Below are 16,586 nucleotides of genomic sequence, written 5' to 3' on the forward strand. Positions count from 1 at the left end.
TACTCGGGAAGATGACCGCCACAACGCCAGGAGACCTATGTCGATGAATCAAGAATCCGCCCCGGCGGGGCCGCTCGCCGGCCTGCGCGTGGTCGAGATGGGCCAGCTCATCGCCGGCCCTTTCTGCGCCAAGACCCTCGCCGACTTCGGCGCCGACGTCATCAAGATCGAAGCCCCCGGCGCCGGCGATCCGCTGCGCAACTGGCGCATGCTGCAGGACGGCACTTCGGTCTGGTGGCAGGTGCAGTCGCGTAACAAACGCTCCATCGCCATCGACCTGCGCAACGCCGACGGCCAGGACCTGGCGCGCCAGCTGATCGCCGAGGCCGACGTGCTGATCGAGAACTTCCGCCCCGGCACGCTCGAAGGCTGGGGCATGGGCTGGGACGCCCTGCAGGCGCTCAACCCCGGCCTGGTGATGCTGCGCATTTCCGGCTACGGCCAGACCGGCCCCTACCGCGACCTGCCGGGCTTCGGCGTCATCGGCGAGGCCATGGGCGGCCTGCGCCACCTCACCGCCGAACCCGGCCGGGTGCCGGTGCGCGTCGGCGTTTCCATCGGCGACACCCTGGCCGCGCTGCACGGCACCATCGGCGTGCTGATGGCGCTCTACCACCGCAAGGTGCACGGCGACGACCGGGCGCGTGGCCAGGTGATCGACGTCGCGCTGCACGAGGCGGTCTTCAACTGCATGGAAAGCCTGCTGCCCGAATACAGCGCCTTCGGTGCGGTGCGCGAAGCCGCCGGCAGCGCGCTGCCGGGCATCGCGCCGTCCAACGCCTATCTGTGCAGCGACGGTTATGTGCTGGTCGCCGGCAACGGCGACAGCATCTTCCGCCGCCTGATGGACACCATCGGCCGGCCCGACCTCGGTGCCGCGCCCGACCTGCAGAGCAATGCCGGCCGCGTGGCGCGCATCGAGGAGATCGACGCGGCCATCGGCGCCTGGACCCTGCAGCACACCATCGCCGAGGTGATGGACGCGCTCGGCCGCGCCAAGGTGCCTGCCGGCAAGGTCTACACCGCCCGCGACATCGCCGAAGACCCGCACTACCGCGCCCGCGACATGGTGCTGACCCAGCGCACCCGCGACGGCCACGAGCTCGCCGTGCCCGGCATCTGCCCCAAGTTGTCGGCAACGCCCGGCGGCCTGCGCACCGCCGCCCCCCGGCTCGGCGAAGACACCGATGCGGTGCTGCGCGAAGCCGGCCTCACCGAACGACAGGTCGCGCTGCTGCGCGAAAAAGGAGTCATCGCATGAATCTCGACACCAATGCCTGGGACGGCGCCGGCCGCCGCCTCTACCTGCAGGAGGTCGGCACACGCGACGGCTTCCAGATGGAATCGGTCTTCATCCCGACCGAGGACAAGATCGCCCTGATCGACCGGCTCTCCGATGCGGGCCTCGCCAAGATCGAAGCCACCGCCTTCGTCTCGCCGCAGGCGATTCCCGCACTGCGCGACGCTGAGATCGTGCTGCGCGAGATCCGCCGGGCGCCCGGCGTCGTCTACACCTGCCTGGTGCCCAACCAGCGCGGCGCCGAGCGTGCCATCGAGGCGCGCGCCGACGAACTCAACCTGGTCATGTCGACCAGCGAAACCCACAACATCGCCAACCTGCGCATGACCCGCGAGCAATCCTTCGCGGCGCTGTCGGGCGTGATCGACCTGTCGCTGGCCGCCGGCGTGCCCGTGAACGTGTCCTTGTCCTGCGTGTTCGGCTGCCCGATGGAAGGCGACGTGCCGCTGGAGACCGTGCTCGGCTGGGCCGACCGCTTTCTGGCACGGGGCGCCACCGGCATCACCCTGTGCGACACCACCGGCATGGCGTATCCGAGCCAGGTCCGCGCCACGGTCACCGCCTTTCGCGAACGATTCCCGCAAGCCGGCATGACCCTGCATTTCCACAACACCCGTGGCATGGGCCTGGCCAATGTGCTGGCCGCCATCGCCGCCGGGGCCGACCGCTTCGACGCCTCGCTCGGCGGCCTCGGTGGCTGCCCGTACGCGCCGGGTGCCAGCGGCAATGTCTGCACCGAGGAAATCGTGCACGCCCTGGCGCTCATGGGCTACGACACCGGCTGCGACCTGCCTTTGCTGCTCGACTGCGCCGCGCGCCTGCCAGCCTTGGTCGGGCACGACGTGCCCAGCCAGTTGCTCAAGGCCGGCCAGCGCTTGGCCCTGCATGCGCCGCCGGCCGATTTCACCCAATGGCGCGATCGCGCCCTCGCACGCGACCAGGCCCAGGCCGCCTGAACGTTTTTTGATTTGAAACAAGACGGAGACAAACCTGATGAACTTTTCCACCACCAAGCGCCGCACCCTGATGACGCTCGGCGCCCTGGCGCTGGCCACCGGCGCCCACGCCCAGCCCAACGTCGCCAGTTATCCCAATCGCACGGTGACCATGCTCGTGCCCACCGCCGCCGGCGGCACCACCGACATCTCCGCTCGCATGCTCGCCACGCCGCTGGGCGCCGCTCTCGGCCAGACGGTGGTGGTCGACAACCGGGGCGGCGCCAACGGCGGCATCGCCGCGGCCGCCGTCAAGCGCGCCGAGCCCGATGGCTACACGCTGCTCATGCAGTACTCCGGCTACCACGTCATCACCCCGCTGGTCAGCAAACAGGCACCCGGCTGGAAACCCGAAGACCTGACCGCCGTCGCCAACGTCATCTCGGCGCCGCAGATCGTGGTGATCCGCGCCGACCTGCCGGTCAAGACCATGGCCGAACTCGTCGCCTACGCCAAGGCCAACCCGGGCAAGCTCAACTACGCCTCCTCGGGCAACGGCTCGCTGCAGCACGCCACCGGCGCCATGCTGGAGCAGCAGGCGGGCATCCGCATGACCCACGTTCCCTACAAAGGCACCGGCCCGGCGCTGCAGGACCTGCTCGGCGGCCAGGTCGACATCACCTTCGGCACCGCGCCGCCGTTCATCCCGCACATCCAGTCCGGCAAGCTGCGGGTGCTCGCCACCACCGGCAAGACCCGGCTGGCCAGCCTGCCCGAGGTGCCCACCACCGCAGAAGCCGGCCTGCCCAAGCTCGACGCCACCTCGTGGTTCGGCGTCTATGCGCCGGCAGCCACGCCGAAGGCGCTGGTCGACAAGCTCTCGGCCGAGATCGCCAAGGTGGTCGCCTCACCCGCCTTCCAGCAAAAGGCGCAAGAGCAGGGCGCCACCGCCGACTACCTGAACCCACGCCAGATGGATGCCAAGGTCAAGCAGGAATCCGCTGCCTGGCAGGAAGTCGTCAAAGCGGCGCACATCGAGGCGGACTGAACCGCGTCCAGGCGCTTTGCAGGGGCGCCGGACTTTCTGTTGGCTTTTCCTTTAATGCTCTTATCAAAGGTAGTAGTAGTAGTAAGCACGGCCAACTTCTGTGGACAAGCCCAGAAAGCCGTGCATCGACAGGGACTTGCGTCGCCGCCAACCATGTGGGCGGACAAAAGCTTCGTCGATCGGCGCTGTGGATGGATACGGTCCGAATCGCGAGTGCTGTGGATAAGGGCGTAGTTGCCAGCGTTCTTTCCACAGGCTTTCGGGCCGGACGCCCACCCGGGCGATCGGTGGGTCTGTCCACGGCCCATTAAAAGCAAGAAAGTGCAGCCAAAGGCGATTGGCGGCCGTCCGCCGCTAGCCTTCGCGCCTGCTCTTTACTTCGGGGATTGCCCATGTACCGCCCGTCTGCTTTCGGCCCGACTTCCTTGCACCGTCGCTGGCTCGTCGCCAGCATCGCGGCTCTGGTGCTTCCAGCCGCGAATGGCCAGTCGCCTACCGACGCGAGGCTGGCAGAACTCGAAACCAACTCCGGCGGCCGCCTCGGCGTGGTCCTGCTGGGACCGGAAGGCGTCCTCGCCAGCCACCGTGCCCAGGAACGTTTTCCGGCCTGCAGCACCTTCAAGGTGTTGTTGGCTGCCGCCGTGCTGCACCGCGCAGCGTCCGATCCGCGCCTGCTGAACCAACTCATTCGCTGGGACGCGTCCGAACTCCACACGTACGCACCGGTAACCTCCCAGGCCACCGACACCGGCCTGACCGTGCGCGAACTCTGCGCCGCCACCATCCAGTACAGCGACAACGTGGCTGCCAACCTGCTGATGCGCCAGATCGGCGGACCGGCCGCCGTCACCGCCTTCGCCCGCTACCTGGGCGACACGACCTTCCGCCTCGACCGCTGGGAGCCTGAACTCAATACCGCCGTGCCCGGTGACATGCGCGACACCTGCACACCGGCGGACATGGCGCGCAACCTGCAGCGCCTGTCGCTGGGCAGGGCGATTGCGCCGACCGAGCGGCGCTTGCTCGACAGCTGGTTGCTCGGCAACACCACCGGTGGCAAACGCATCCGCGCCGGCACCCCCGCCGACTGGACGGTCGGTGACAAGACCGGCACCGGCGAATACGGCACCGCCAACGACATCGCGGTTATCCGCCGGCCCAAAGGCAAGCCCCTGATCCTGACCGTCTTCTTCACCCAGCCGGATCCGGCCGCCAAGGCGAACGACGAGGTAGTCGCCGAAGCAACCCGCCGTGCATTCGCTGGCCTGCGCTGAAATTCAGACGATGCGTGTCAGCGGTCGGCCGCTGACGCGGGCTATTTCTTCCAGGAAATTGCCAGGCCCGACCAGGTGCGCCGCGCCCACCGCGACCAGGCTGCGACGACCTGGCTCGGTAAAAGGAGCCGCCCACGCAGCATTGCGGCCCGTCAACATTCGCTCCCGGATCCCGGGCACTGAAAACAGTCCTTCGCGCGCTTCTTTCGCGATGACCTCCATCCGGCCCTTGCGCCACGCGTCGTAGAACTGCTGCAGCTGCAGGGCCGGCGTGCCTGGTCGTGCCAGTTCGGCGGCGATCCCGGCCCGCCAGTCGGCTTCTTCGATCGCGTCCAGCAGGTCCAGGACATCGCTCGCCTGTTCGATGTAGCCGAAAGGCTTGCCCTGCTGGGCGCACCAGTCGTGCAGCGCCTGATCGGCACCCGGCGACCCGGAAAGCCGGCTGGCCAGCGCCATCACCACCGCCGCTCCCCGCCGCCACTGCACCAATGGTGGCTGCGTGTTCGTCGACCAAGCGGTTTGCCGGAGCCGCGCCAGCAGTTCCGGCGAGGCACGCGGACATTTTTCCGCTCCATCCGACGTGGCGCGATCGACAAATTCGCCCGGCGAATGCTCGACGAACACCGCTTCGCTCCATTCATAGGCCGAGCGCACCCAGGCGGGCACGGTCTTGCCCACGGGTAGCAGATGGAGCGTGCCCATCACCCGGAGACGACCTCCGGCCAGTTCGAACATCATTTTTTCAGGCCGTAGCGCGCGGTGGCGATGCTTGTCCAACGCATGGGGTTCGACGCGGGGAAGTTTCGGGCAAGTTCTTTACCAATTCATTCTATGAAGATAGTAGTAGTAGTAAGCATGGCCAGTTTCTGGGGACAAGGCTGAATTTTCGATTGGCGACAAGCACTTGCGTCACCGCCAACCGTGTGTGCGGCTGCGCTGGTGTCCGTGTCGGTCTGTGGATGGAATCGGGCCGAAATGCCCGGCCTGTGGACAAGTGTCTGGTTACCAGAATGTTTTCCACAGGGTTTCGGGTCGGCGCGATTCAGTCGGCCATGGCGATCGCGGAAGCCTGCTTCAAGTCCTCGATCCAGGCGGCAAAGTTCTCGGCACCGTACTGCGGATCGGCGCGCAGCAGCGCCGAGGGATGCAGGGTCACCAGTACCGGCCGGCCGGCGTCGTCTTCCAGCCATTGCCCGCGTTCGCGGGTGACGGCCACCGGCCGGCCGAGGATGGCGCGGGCGGCCGTCGCGCCCAGCGCCAGGATCGCCCGCGGTTCGACCAGGCGCAGTTCATCCTCGAGCCAATGGCGGCAGGCGGCCACCTCCAGCTGACCGGGCGACTTGTGCATGCGGCGTTTGCCACGCAGTTCGTACTTGAAATGCTTGACCGCGTTGGTCACGTAGAGCCGGTCGCGTTGCCAGCCGAGCTCGGCCACCGCGCGGTCGAACAATTGGCCAGCCGGGCCGACGAAGGGCCGGCCACGCAGATCCTCGTGGTCGCCGGGTTGTTCGCCGACCACCATCAGCCGGGCCTGCCTCGGGCCTTCGCCCACCACCGACTGGGTGGCGAACTGGCCGATCGGGCATTCGCGGCAGCGGTCGGTGGCCGCCTTGAGCTCGTCCAGACGCAGGACGGTCGTCGGGGCGGGCGTGTCATCCGCGCGAATCGGCAGATGGCGAATGCGCCGTGCGGGCGTGGTGGTCGGCTGTTCGATCATGGTGCCGCTGCGTTCCATGGCCTGCGCGCTCAGCTTGCCGATCAGCCGCGCCTCCGGCAGGTTATGCCAGTACTTGCGTGGCATTTCCTTTTGCATCATCGCCAGCTTGAGGCGCGCCGGATTGAAGATGTTGGCGTAATAGGTGAGCCAGAGCGATTCGCCGGCGTCTGCCGGTGGTGCGTCCTCGCGCCGGGCGCCGGGGGCATGCTCCATCCGGCCGGGTTCGCCGTCGTGCGGCGGAAACCAGCGGATGCTGGCGCGCGGCGTCAGGATCGCCCAATGCATGTTGGCGAAACGGCGGGCGAAGAAGGGCGCGGTCGCGGCGACGATGTGGTGCTCCGGCTCGAACCAGGCGACATGCAGGTCGGGGCCGCCCGGCTCCGGAGCGGCCACGGTCCGAAAGCGCACGAAGGCGGTCATCTTGTGCTGGTCGCGGCGCACCGCCTTGGCCAGGCGCTCGGCCTGCAGCATGTCGGCATCGAGCGGGTCGTGGCGCAGACCGGGCTCGTGCTGCAGCCGCCAGAGCAGGCGATAGAGCAGGCCGAACCGGCCGGGGTCGCGATGCAGGATCACCGAGCGGCAGAGCGCGATGAAATCGGGCGGCACGTTCGGCGATGGGGCGGGGCCGTCGGTGGCAGGCGGCAGTGGTATGTCTTCGGCGCCGAACAGGTCGACGGCCGAATCGTCCGCTACCTGCCATTCCACGTCCGGCGGCGCGACGCCGGCCATGACCAGGGCCCGCGCATGGCGGCGGAAGGCGTCGAGATCGGTATCGTCCGGAAGCTGGATCCGCCTGCGATGTTCCATGCCGATCCGCTCCTGTCGGTCTCGCTAGAAAAGACTCGCCTGTGTTTGCACCGGCTTGCGCGGCACCGGCATGGCTTCCATCTGGCGGGTGGGCCGGTGGTCTTCGGTCAGCACGAAGGGCAGCACCCGGCCGAGCGGCACATGCAGGCGCGACAGATCGGCCGCGCGCAGCCGCCGCACCCGGCGCGCCGCGAGCAGACGCTCCACGGCCTTCACGCCCAGGCCCGGCACCCGCAGCAGCATCTCGCGCGGCGCGCGGTTGAGATCTACCGGAAAGCGTTCGCGATGCGCCAGCGCCCACGCGGTCTTGGGGTCGACATCGAGCGCCAGCAGCGAGCGGCCTTGCGCATCGGGCCGGATGATCTCGTCGTGCGCGAAACCGTAGAAGCGCATCAGCCAGTCGGCCTGGTAGAGCCGGTGCTCGCGGATCAGCGGCGGTGCCGCCAAAGGCAGGCCGGCCGAGGCATCGGGGATGGGACTGAAGGCGGAGTAGTAGACCCGTCGCAGCCGGTAGGCGCCGTACAGCGTGGCGCTGGTGGCGAGGATCGCGCCATCGTCGGCGGCGTCGGCGCCGACGATCATCTGCGTGCTCTGGCCGGCGGGCGCGAAGCGCGGCGCCTCGGCGCGGCGAGCGTTCGTGGCCGGCAGGCTGCGCAGGGGCGTCGCCTTCTGTTCGGCCGACGCGCCCTTGGCGTCGTCGATATGCACCCGCAGCCGCGCCATCGACCGCCGGATCGCCAGGCCGTCCTTTTCCGGCGCGAGCGTGGCCAGTCCGGCATCGGTCGGCAGTTCGATGTTGATGCTCAGCCGGTCGGCATAACGGCCGGCGCGGCGCAACAGTTCGGGCGAGGCGTCAGGAATGGTCTTGAGGTGGATGTAGCCGCGGAAATCGTGGTCCTCGCGCAGGCAGCGCGCCACCTCCACCACCTGCTCCATCGTGTAGTCGGGGTTCTGGATGATGCCGCTGGAGAGGAACAGGCCTTCGATGCAGTTGCGTCGATAGAAGTCGAGCGTGAGTTCCACCACCTCCTGCACGCTGAAGCGCGCGCGGGGAACATTGCTGCTGACCCGGTTCACGCAGTAGAGGCAGTCGTACTGGCAGAAATTGGTCATCAGGATCTTCAGCAGCGAGATGCAGCGGCCGTCCGGCGCATAGCTGTGGCAGATGCCGGATCCTTCGGTCGAGCCCATGCCCTGGCCGCCCCGGGAATCACGCTTGGTGGTGCCGCTGGAGGCGCAGGAGGCGTCGTACTTGGCAGCATCGGCCAGGATGGCCAGCTTGCGCTGCAAAGGGTGGACGTCCGGCGAGGATGAAGGTGGCGAGGTCATGACTGTATGAATATACAGTCATCATTCGTCAAACGGGTATCAAGCCTTGTCAGCGAAGGGACTTCAAGCGACGCCGGATTCCGCCTCGTCTTCGCGTCGGCGCTGCAGTTCTACGACCAGGTACGACACGCCCGCAATGGCCAGCGGCGCGAGGTAATAGATGCCGCGGTAGGCAAGCAGGGCCGCCAGCAGCGGCCCGTGCTCCACCTGGTGCCCCATCAGCGCGACGAAGACGGCTTCGGTTACGCCGAGCCCCGCCGGAATGTGGGCAAGAACCCCGGCGATCGCGGCGACCAGCAAGGTGGCCAGCACCGCCGGATAGGCGGCCTGGCCCTGCAGCAGAACGAAGATGATGGCAGCCATCAACATCCAGTGAATGGCCGACAGTCCGATCTGCAATAGCGCGATGCGCCAGCCAGCCATGGGAATGGCCCGGCCGCGGATCACGAGGTCACGCCCGTCCCGGCCGCCGCGCCAGGCGCAGAGCGCCACGTAGAGCAGGGCCAGGCCGAGCGCCAGCGCACCCAGCCAACGCATGTCACCGGTGCCCAGGTCCCATTGCGGTGGCAAGGGCAGGGGCCAGACCAGAAACACCATGCCGGCCAGCGCGCAATAGCCGATCCAGTTGGTAACCATGCTGAGTGCGGTCACATGCGCGATCTGCCCGCCGTGCAGCCCGAAGTGGCCGTAGAGCCGGTAGCGAAAGGCGACGCCGCCGACGATGGTGCCGAGGTTCAGGTTGAAGGCGTAGCTGATGAAGGTGATGAACAACACCAGCCGGTGCGACAGCTTGTGGCGCGAGCAATAGCGGCCGATCAGGTCGAACGAGCAGTAGACGAGATAGGTCAGCACCGTCAGCAGCCCGGCCATGCCGAGCACCGAGGCAGGGATGTCCTTCAACGAGGTCCACACGCTGGACCATTCGATGGTGCGGGCGCGGCTGACGATGAGCCACGCTACCAGCGCGAAGAACAGCAGGCTGACGATGCGCTTGGTCCAGGGCCACCACGCCTGCTGTTGCCAGCTGCGCGGATCCTTCCAGGCGAAAGCGGTGGCGGGTGAATCAGGCGGCATCGGTGCGGGTAGGCCCGGGCGAGGCCGTTTCGCCAGTGTCGGGCAGCTGCACCGGAAGGGCACGCTTGCGCGGGTTGGGCAACCAGGTGGCGGCGATCGGATACCAGCGCAGGAAGTGGAAGACAAAGAAGCTGCGCACCAGGCGCCACACGCTCCATTCACCGGCCAGGTCGGAGGCGTTCACCTTCTTGCAGCTGTGCTCCATCAGCGTGGAGAGCTTGGCGAACAGGTTCTCGTTGAAGGCATGGTCGCGAATGACGACGTTGGCCTCCAGGTTGAGCGAAAGGCTCAGCGGATCAAGGTTGCTCGATCCCACGGTCGACCAGTTGTCGTCCATCAGCGCGACCTTGCCGTGCAGCGGCCGGTCGCAGTATTCGTAGATGCGCACGCCCGCATGCAGCAGGTGGTGGTAGAGCATGCTCGCCGCGATCTTCACGATCGGCATGTCGGGCTGGCCTTGCAGGATGAGATCCACCTTCACGCCACGCTTGGCGGCACGCCGCATCTCCTGAATGAGCCGGTAGCCGGGAAAGAAATACGCGTTGGCGATCACCACCCGCTGGCGCGCCGAGCGGATCGCCGCACGGTACTGGCGTTCGATGTCGTTAGTGTGCCGGTGGTTGTCGCGGGTGACGAAGAACGCGTCGGCCGAGCCGGTCGGTGCGATGGCATGCGATTGCACCGCGGCCACACGCCGGCGCAACCAGCGCCGGCCTTGTCCGCCGACTGCGATGGCGTGCAGCGCGAAGCGGTGGATGTGGCCGACGATGGGGCCGGTGATCTCCACCGAGTAGTCCTGCTTGGCTTCGGGTCCGAAATCGCCCAGATGATCGGCCGAGTAGTTGATGCCGCCGACGAAGGCGCGTTCGCCATCGACCACCACGATCTTGCGGTGCATGCGCCGCAGCCAGCCGACCCGCTTGCCGAACACCCGATGGCCGGGGTCGTACACCCGAAAGCGAACGCCGGCCGAGGTGAGCGATTCGAGAAACTCGCGCGACAGGTCGGGCGAGCCGAACCCGTCGACCATGACATCGACCTTCACCCCGCGCTTGGCCGCGCCGAGCAGGGCCGCATGCAGCGCCAGTCCGACCTTGTCTTCGAACAGGATGAAGGTCTCCAGCACCACCTCGCGTTTCGCTTGCGCGATGGCATCGAACACACGCGGAAAGAACTGCTCGCCGTTTTCCAGCAGCTGGAAATCGTTGCCGGCGATCCATCGAAGGCGACGGCCACCGCGTCCCGCATCGACGACGACCTCGGCGTCGCTCATACGGTCAGCTCGGCCGCCAGGGGCGCGTGGTCCGACAACTGCGACCACGGCTTGCGCGGCAGCACGATCGGCGAATGGGCGTTGGCGTTGCGCACGTAAATGCGGTCCAGGCGCAGTACCGGCATCTTGGCGGGGAAGGTACGCGCGGCCTCGCCGTTGGCCTGGATGAAGACTTCGTGCAGGCCACAGCCTTTTTCCAGGATCTCGTGCGCGCGCCCGCGCCAGTCGTTGAAGTCGCCGGCCAGCACCACCGGCGCGCCCTTGGGAATGTCGTCGTTCACCAGTTCGTTGATGCGCATCAGCTGCTGACGGCGGTGGTTCTCGGCCAGGCCCAGGTGAACGCAGATCGCATGCACGTCCTGGTCGCGGTCCGGGATGCGCAGCACGCAGTGCAATACGCCGCGCCGCTCCGGTCCGGCGATGGACACGTCGTAGTTCTGGTAATGCACGATGGGGAACTTGGATAGCAAGGCATTGCCGTGGTGGCCGTTGTCGTAGACCGCGTTGCGGCCATAGGCGAACTGGTGCCAGATCTCGTCGGCCAGAAACTCGTAGTGAGGGTTCTGCGGAAAGTTGGCGTGGCGATCCTGGTGCTTGGCATGGGTGCCGAGCACTTCCTGCAGAAACACCACGTCGGCCGACACGGAACGCACCGCATCGCGCAGTTCATGCAGCATGAACCGGCGATTGAAGGAGGTGAATCCCTTGTGGATGTTGACCGTCAACACCTTGAAGGTGAACGGTTGGGTATCGGCGCTCATGGAATGCTTTCGTCCGGGCAGGCGATGTCGCCTTCAGATGCCAAAGCATTGTCCGGGCCACCCGGGGCGGGCTCCGTAGGACGAGACCCGATTTCCCCCGGCCCGGTTGGCGGGTGTCAGAACGCGTGCGCGTAACGCAGTTGCACGTAGTTCTCGCCCGGATTGGGGTCCTTGATGCTGGCATTGGAGTAGTGCTGGATGCGCAGCGAAATTTCTTGCTCGCGCTGAGCGCCAAACGAATAACCCACGGCCACGTGCGTGCCGAAATTGAAGCGGGTGCTGAATTCCTTGATCTTGCTCCGGTAGCGCACATCGGTATAGGAAACGCCCACGCCACCGTCCACGAACCAGTTGGAACGGCCGCCGTCGAAACGCAGTCGGAAGGTAGGCGTCAGGTCGACCAGCCAGGTCTTGTAATCGCCGCCGTTGGGGTTGTCGGCCAGGTGATAGGTGCCGTAGAGATCCCAGTAACCGGTGGCCTGCGTACCCCACAGCGAGGAACTGAAGTTCATCGGCTTGGTCACGCCCAGGGTGTAGGCGTTGGTGTCGCTGGCGGTGCCGGCACGGCCGTACTGCACATAGATACCGTTGGATACGGAAGGGTCTGCATGCACCAGCGGTGCCGCTGCCAGCAGCGCGAAGGCCGTGGCTGCCGAGAGGAAGGGGAAGTTGTTCATGGAGTGCCCTGAGGCATGGCGAAGAAAAGGTGTGCGCCCGAGTTTAGGCAGCTTCGTCATCTTGCCGAAAACGCGCCATCCGCGTCGCGTCGGCGTCCTACAGCCCCCGGGCGCACCTTCCTTCGTTTTGTGGCAGAGGCGCTACGTAAGGTACATCACAGGTTCCACAACGACTCGGCAAACACCAGGAACTTGTGAACGGGTCGCCCGGTTGGATCCGGATGATCTTCCCTAACGCAACGCAGAAATACGAAGGAACTCGCGCCATGACCAAGCTCACCTCTACCCTCCTGATCGCCGGCCTCATGACCGCAGCCGGTATCGCCTCGGCCCAGGTGCCTACCACCACCACCGGCGGTGCCGCTACCACCAAGGCCCAGGGCCAGATCAACCCGGTGGACAAATCGCCCATGACCTCCGACACGACCCGCGCCGAAGTCAAGAGCGAAGCTGCCTCGTCCAACAAGATGAAGGGCAACAAGACCACCGGCATGGGTGATGCGACCACCACCGGTCCGCGTGGCACGCCGAACGGCCGTCCTGCCGCCGAAAACCCCGCCACCAGCGGCATGGCCACGATGGGCGCGGGCTCCAAGGTGCCGGAAGCCAAGGCGGCCGTGCACTCCAAGCAAGGCATCGCAGCTGGTGAAAAGACGCCCCGTCCGTGATCACGAAAGCGCCATGAAAAAAAGGGACCTCGGTCCCTTTTTTCTTGTCCGGCCCTCGAAGTGAGGGCCGGTCTTTCATGGCATCAACGGGCCGGCGCCTCGCCGCCCATCGGGCCCGGACGACCACCGCGGGGGCCATGGCCCTGGCGGTCGTCGGGACCGAAGCCGGGGCCGCCGAAGTGCGGCGGGGGCAGGGCGTCGAAGGTCTGCTGCTGCGCCGGGTTCAGCGCGGCGTAGAAGGTCTTGACGGCATCGCCCTTGGCATCGGCCTCGGCCATGTGGCGGGCACGCAGTTCGCGCATGCGGTCGACGCGCTGCGGCGTGGTGAGCTTGGCGAGTTCCTCGCGATCGAACTTCGGACCCTGGCCCGGACGGCCGGCCTCGGGCGCCGGCCGCATCGCGGTGGTGAAGGTCGTCCAGGCACCTTCCTGTTGCGGGGTGATGCGAAGCTTGGCCTTGAGCACGGCGAGCTGCTTCTGGGCGCGGGCTTCGCGCTGGGCCGGATCGAAACGGCCGCCCGGACCACGGTGTTCGCCGTGCGGGCCGGCCTGGGGCGCGGTCTGTGGCGCAGGAGCTGGTGCGGTCTGGGCGAAGACGGAGCCGATGCCGGCGGAGGCCAGCAGGCTGGTCAGGACGATGGTGCGGAAATGGGGACGCATGGATGTTTCCTTTCGATGACCCCTTTTGCCGATGGATGGCATCAGGTTGGAAGTCAGTTTCCGATTCGCGTGTAATGCCCGCATGCGACACAGGTGAGGCTTGTGTAAACGTTTCGTACCGAGCGTTCGTCCGCAGGTGCGAAGCCGCAGCACTGACAATAGGCGGCACGCGGCGATCCGGCCGCCGTTTTCCGACTTTTCCAACTTTCCCGACATTCCCGACGGCGCCCCCGTGCGCCCCTGACAGCGAGTCCCTGCAACGTGTTCAAGAACGTCATCGTCTACCGCATCGCCCCCCAAGAAGGCGATGCTTTGTTGAAGCTGGAAGCAGGCCTGGACAAGGCCCGTTTCGCGCCCTGCGGTGCCTCGCAGGAACGCTCGGCCGGCTGGGTCGAGCCGCGTGGCGAAGCCCATGCGCCGCTGGTCGAATCCATCGGCGGCCAATGGATCATGAAGTTCATGGTCGAGGCGAAGGTGGTGCCCGGCACCGTGGTGCGCCGCAAGCTCGAGGAGCGCATCGCGCAGATCGAGAAGGAAACCGGCCGCAAGCCTGGACGCAAGGAGAGCAAGGAGCTCAAGGAAGACGTGCTGCTGCAGCTGCTGCCCATGGCCTTCACTCGCCAGGGCGCGACGCCGGTGTGGGTCGACCCCGAGGCCGGCTGGCTGGTGGTGGGCTCGTCCGCCCAGGCCCGTGCCGACGAGGTGGTGACCGCGCTGGTCGACGCGCTGCCCGGCGTGACCGTGGTGCCGCTCTATACGCAGCAGAGCGCGCAGTCGGCCATGTCCGACTGGCTGATCAGCCAGGACCCGCCCGAAGGCTTCTCGATCGACCGCGAATGCGAGCTCAAGGCATCCGACGACTCCAAGGCCGTGGTGCGCTATGCACGCCATCCGCTCGACATCGAAGAAATCAAGGGCCACATCGAGCAGGGCAAATTGCCCACACGCCTGGCGCTCACTTGGCAGGACCGGGTGTCCTTCGTGCTGACCGAGGGCATGCTGATCAAGAAGATCACTTTCCTCGAAGGCGTGTTCGAAGGTGGCACGCAGAAGGAAGACGGCTTCGACGCCGATGCCGCCATTTCGACCGGCGAACTCGGCCAGCTGGTGCCCGATTTGCTCGAAGCCCTGGGCGGCGAGATGCCACCCGGCGGCATGCCGGCGCCGGCCGCTGCGCAGGGCGCCGCACCGGTGGCGGCGGTGACTTCCGCCGACCTTGCGTCGAGCGAAAAAACATCGGCTCCAACCGACGACGACGCGCCGTTCTGAAGCGCGTCCCGGGCCCTCAGGCGGCCTGGTAGCCAGCCTCCTGGATGGCCTGCCGGATCGCCTCGCGCGGCTGTGATGCGGCCGTCACGTCGACCCGGCCGTCAGCCAGATCCACCGTGACTTCGGCGGACGGGTCCAGGTCCTCGATGGCCTGGGTGACCGCGCGCACGCAATGCTGGCAGCTCATGCCCTCGACCTTGAATTGCTCCTGCATGAATGGCTCCTGAGATACGTTGACCGCCATGAAAAACGGGGACGCGACATTGTCCGCCGTCGTCCCCGTCCCTGACCCGCACCGGGTCAAGCTGGATCACTTCTGGATATCCCCCAGGCAGAGGTACTTCAGCTCCAGGTAGTCCTCGATGCCATGGTGCGAACCCTCGCGGCCCAGGCCCGACTGCTTGACGCCGCCGAACGGCACGTGCTCGGTGGCGATCACCCCGGCGTTGATGCCCACCATGCCGTACTCCAGCGCCTCGGCCACGCGGAAGATGCGGCCCACGTCGCGGCTGTAGAAATAGCTCGCCAGCCCGAACTCGGTGTTGTTGGCCGCGTCGATCGCTTCCTGCTCGGCCTTGAAACGGAACACCGGCGCGAACGGCCCGAAGGTCTCCTCGCGGGCGCACAGCATGTCGGGCGAGGCATCGGCCACGACCGTCGGCTGGAAGAACTGGCCTTCCAGCTTCTGGCCGCCGGCGGTGATGCGGCCACCCTTGGCCAGCGCGTCGTCCAGGTGCTTCTGCACCTTGGTGACGGCCGCCGGCTCGATCAGCGGGCCCTGCACCACGCCCTCGTCGAAACCGTTGCCCACCTTCAGCGCCTTGACCTTGGCCGAGAACTTCTCGACGAAGGCGTCGTACACGCCGTCCTGCACATAGAGCCGGTTGGCGCACACGCAGGTCTGGCCGGCGTTGCGGTACTTGCTGGCGATGGCGCCCTCGACGGCCGAGTCCAGGTCGGCGTCGTCGAACACGATGAAGGGCGCGTTGCCGCCAAGCTCCAGGCTCATCTTCTTGACCGTCGGCGCGCTCTGCGCCATCAGGATGCGGCCCACTTCGGTGGAGCCGGTGAAGCTGATGTGGCGCACCACGTCGGAGGCACAGAGCGCCTTGCCAACGGCGATCGAGTTGTCGCTGTCGGCCGTCAGCAGGTTGAGCACGCCCTTCGGAATGCCGGCGCGCACGGCCAGCTCGGCGGCGGCCAGCGCGGTCAGCGGTGTGAGCTCGGCGGGCTTGATGATCACCGGGCAGCCGGCGGCCAGCGCCGGGGCGACCTTGCGGGTGATCATGGCCAGCGGAAAGTTCCACGGCGTGATGGCCGCGCACACACCCACGGGTTGCTTCAACACCATCAGGCGACGGTTGTTGTCGAACTGCGGCAGGGTCTCGCCGTTGACACGCTTGGCTTCTTCGGCGAACCACTCGACGAAGCTGGCGGCGTAGGTGACCTCGCCCTTGGCTTCGGCAAAAGGCTTGCCCTGTTCGGCCGTCATGATGCGGCCCAGGTCTTCGGCGTTGGCCATGAGCAGCTCATACCACTTGAGCAGGATGGCGTGGCGCTGCTTGCCGGTCTGGGCGCGCCAGGCCGGCCAGGCGGCGTTGGCCGCGCTGATCGCGTATTCGGCGTCGGCGGCACCCAGGTTGGGCACGTCGGCGAGCTTGCGGCCCGTGGCCGGGTCGTTCACGTCGAAGCGGGACGAGCCCTTGATCCATTGCCCATCGACCAGGGCGTCGGTGCGCAGCAGGGTCGGGTCGTTCAGCAGGGCGAGGGGGGAAGTCTTCATGTCCATGCGATA

16 protein-coding genes are annotated in these 16,586 nt (G+C 66.8%); 6 read left to right on the forward strand and 10 right to left on the reverse strand.

Translation table 11 applies throughout. The features are described 5' to 3' along the window. Positions 1 to 43: 43 nt before the first annotated feature. The 4 genes from R9X41_RS23265 (at position 44) to bla (ending at position 4,557) form a co-directional block, all read left to right on the forward strand. Positions 44 to 1,261 (forward strand): CaiB/BaiF CoA transferase family protein, encoded by a 1,218-nt coding sequence (locus R9X41_RS23265; protein WP_318632798.1) that lies wholly within the window; start codon positions 44 to 46, stop codon positions 1,259 to 1,261. Then, entirely contained in the window at positions 1,258 to 2,256 is a 999-nt protein-coding gene (locus tag R9X41_RS23270; RefSeq protein ID WP_318632799.1) for a hydroxymethylglutaryl-CoA lyase, read from the forward strand. Before R9X41_RS23265 ends, R9X41_RS23270 begins: the two co-directional genes overlap by 4 nt. A gap of 37 nt (positions 2,257 to 2,293) precedes the next feature. Next, positions 2,294 to 3,283 (forward strand): Bug family tripartite tricarboxylate transporter substrate binding protein, encoded by a 990-nt coding sequence (locus R9X41_RS23275; protein ID WP_412556644.1) that lies wholly within the window; start codon positions 2,294 to 2,296, stop codon positions 3,281 to 3,283. 392 nt (positions 3,284 to 3,675) lie between these two features. After that, entirely contained in the window at positions 3,676 to 4,557 is an 882-nt protein-coding gene (bla, locus tag R9X41_RS23280) for a class A beta-lactamase (protein ID WP_318632800.1), read from the forward strand. Positions 4,558 to 4,560: 3 nt separating this feature from the next. Here bla and R9X41_RS23285 read toward each other — a convergent pair whose 3' ends face one another. The 7 genes from R9X41_RS23285 to R9X41_RS23315 form a co-directional block, all read right to left on the reverse strand. Next, entirely contained in the window at positions 4,561 to 5,295 is a 735-nt protein-coding gene (locus R9X41_RS23285; protein ID WP_318632801.1) for a TraB/GumN family protein, read from the reverse strand. A 304-nt stretch (positions 5,296 to 5,599) separates the two neighbouring features. Then, complete coding sequence (locus R9X41_RS23290) at positions 5,600 to 7,081, reverse strand: UdgX family uracil-DNA binding protein (RefSeq protein ID WP_318632802.1); 1,482 nt, start codon at positions 7,079 to 7,081, stop codon at positions 5,600 to 5,602. A gap of 24 nt (positions 7,082 to 7,105) precedes the next feature. Beyond that, positions 7,106 to 8,410 (reverse strand): putative DNA modification/repair radical SAM protein, encoded by a 1,305-nt coding sequence (locus R9X41_RS23295; RefSeq protein ID WP_318632803.1) that lies wholly within the window; start codon positions 8,408 to 8,410, stop codon positions 7,106 to 7,108. Positions 8,411 to 8,473: 63 nt separating this feature from the next. After that, positions 8,474 to 9,484 carry a lysylphosphatidylglycerol synthase domain-containing protein gene (locus R9X41_RS23300; RefSeq protein ID WP_318632804.1) on the reverse strand — a complete coding sequence of 337 codons (1,011 nt, stop codon included), beginning with the start codon at positions 9,482 to 9,484 and terminating at the stop codon, positions 8,474 to 8,476. Further along, positions 9,474 to 10,757, reverse strand: coding sequence for a cardiolipin synthase ClsB (gene clsB, locus R9X41_RS23305; RefSeq protein ID WP_318632805.1), 1,284 nt, complete (start codon positions 10,755 to 10,757; stop codon positions 9,474 to 9,476). The genes R9X41_RS23300 and clsB overlap by 11 nt, the downstream gene beginning before the upstream one ends. Beyond that, positions 10,754 to 11,518: an endonuclease/exonuclease/phosphatase family protein gene (locus R9X41_RS23310; protein WP_318632806.1), complete on the reverse strand. Its 765-nt coding sequence runs from the start codon at positions 11,516 to 11,518 to the stop codon at positions 10,754 to 10,756. The genes clsB and R9X41_RS23310 overlap by 4 nt, the downstream gene beginning before the upstream one ends. Before the next feature lie 116 nt (positions 11,519 to 11,634). Beyond that, positions 11,635 to 12,195, reverse strand: a complete 561-nt coding sequence (locus R9X41_RS23315) for an acyloxyacyl hydrolase (RefSeq protein ID WP_318632807.1) — start codon at positions 12,193 to 12,195, stop codon at positions 11,635 to 11,637. A 266-nt stretch (positions 12,196 to 12,461) separates the two neighbouring features. Here R9X41_RS23315 and R9X41_RS23320 point away from each other — a divergent pair, with 266 nt between their 5' ends. Further along, complete coding sequence (locus tag R9X41_RS23320) at positions 12,462 to 12,863, forward strand: hypothetical protein (protein WP_318632808.1); 402 nt, start codon at positions 12,462 to 12,464, stop codon at positions 12,861 to 12,863. 83 nt (positions 12,864 to 12,946) lie between these two features. Here R9X41_RS23320 and R9X41_RS23325 read toward each other — a convergent pair whose 3' ends face one another. Beyond that, positions 12,947 to 13,522 (reverse strand): Spy/CpxP family protein refolding chaperone, encoded by a 576-nt coding sequence (locus tag R9X41_RS23325; protein WP_318632809.1) that lies wholly within the window; start codon positions 13,520 to 13,522, stop codon positions 12,947 to 12,949. Positions 13,523 to 13,783: 261 nt separating this feature from the next. On the opposite strand from R9X41_RS23325, the gene R9X41_RS23330 reads away from it, so the two are divergent. Beyond that, positions 13,784 to 14,791 (forward strand): recombination-associated protein RdgC, encoded by a 1,008-nt coding sequence (locus tag R9X41_RS23330; protein ID WP_318632810.1) that lies wholly within the window; start codon positions 13,784 to 13,786, stop codon positions 14,789 to 14,791. A gap of 16 nt (positions 14,792 to 14,807) precedes the next feature. Here R9X41_RS23330 and R9X41_RS23335 read toward each other — a convergent pair whose 3' ends face one another. Together R9X41_RS23335 and R9X41_RS23340 are read right to left on the reverse strand one after the other, a co-directional pair. Continuing rightward, a complete protein-coding gene (locus tag R9X41_RS23335) occupies positions 14,808 to 15,005 on the reverse strand; it encodes a heavy-metal-associated domain-containing protein (protein ID WP_318632811.1) in 198 nt (65 codons plus the stop codon). A 96-nt stretch (positions 15,006 to 15,101) separates the two neighbouring features. Further along, entirely contained in the window at positions 15,102 to 16,580 is a 1,479-nt protein-coding gene (locus R9X41_RS23340) for an NAD-dependent succinate-semialdehyde dehydrogenase (protein ID WP_318632812.1), read from the reverse strand. Positions 16,581 to 16,586 lie beyond the last annotated feature (6 nt).

It is taken from the genome of Xylophilus sp. GOD-11R, from assembly GCF_033546935.1.
Lineage (GTDB): Bacteria > Pseudomonadota > Gammaproteobacteria > Burkholderiales > Burkholderiaceae_C > Xylophilus.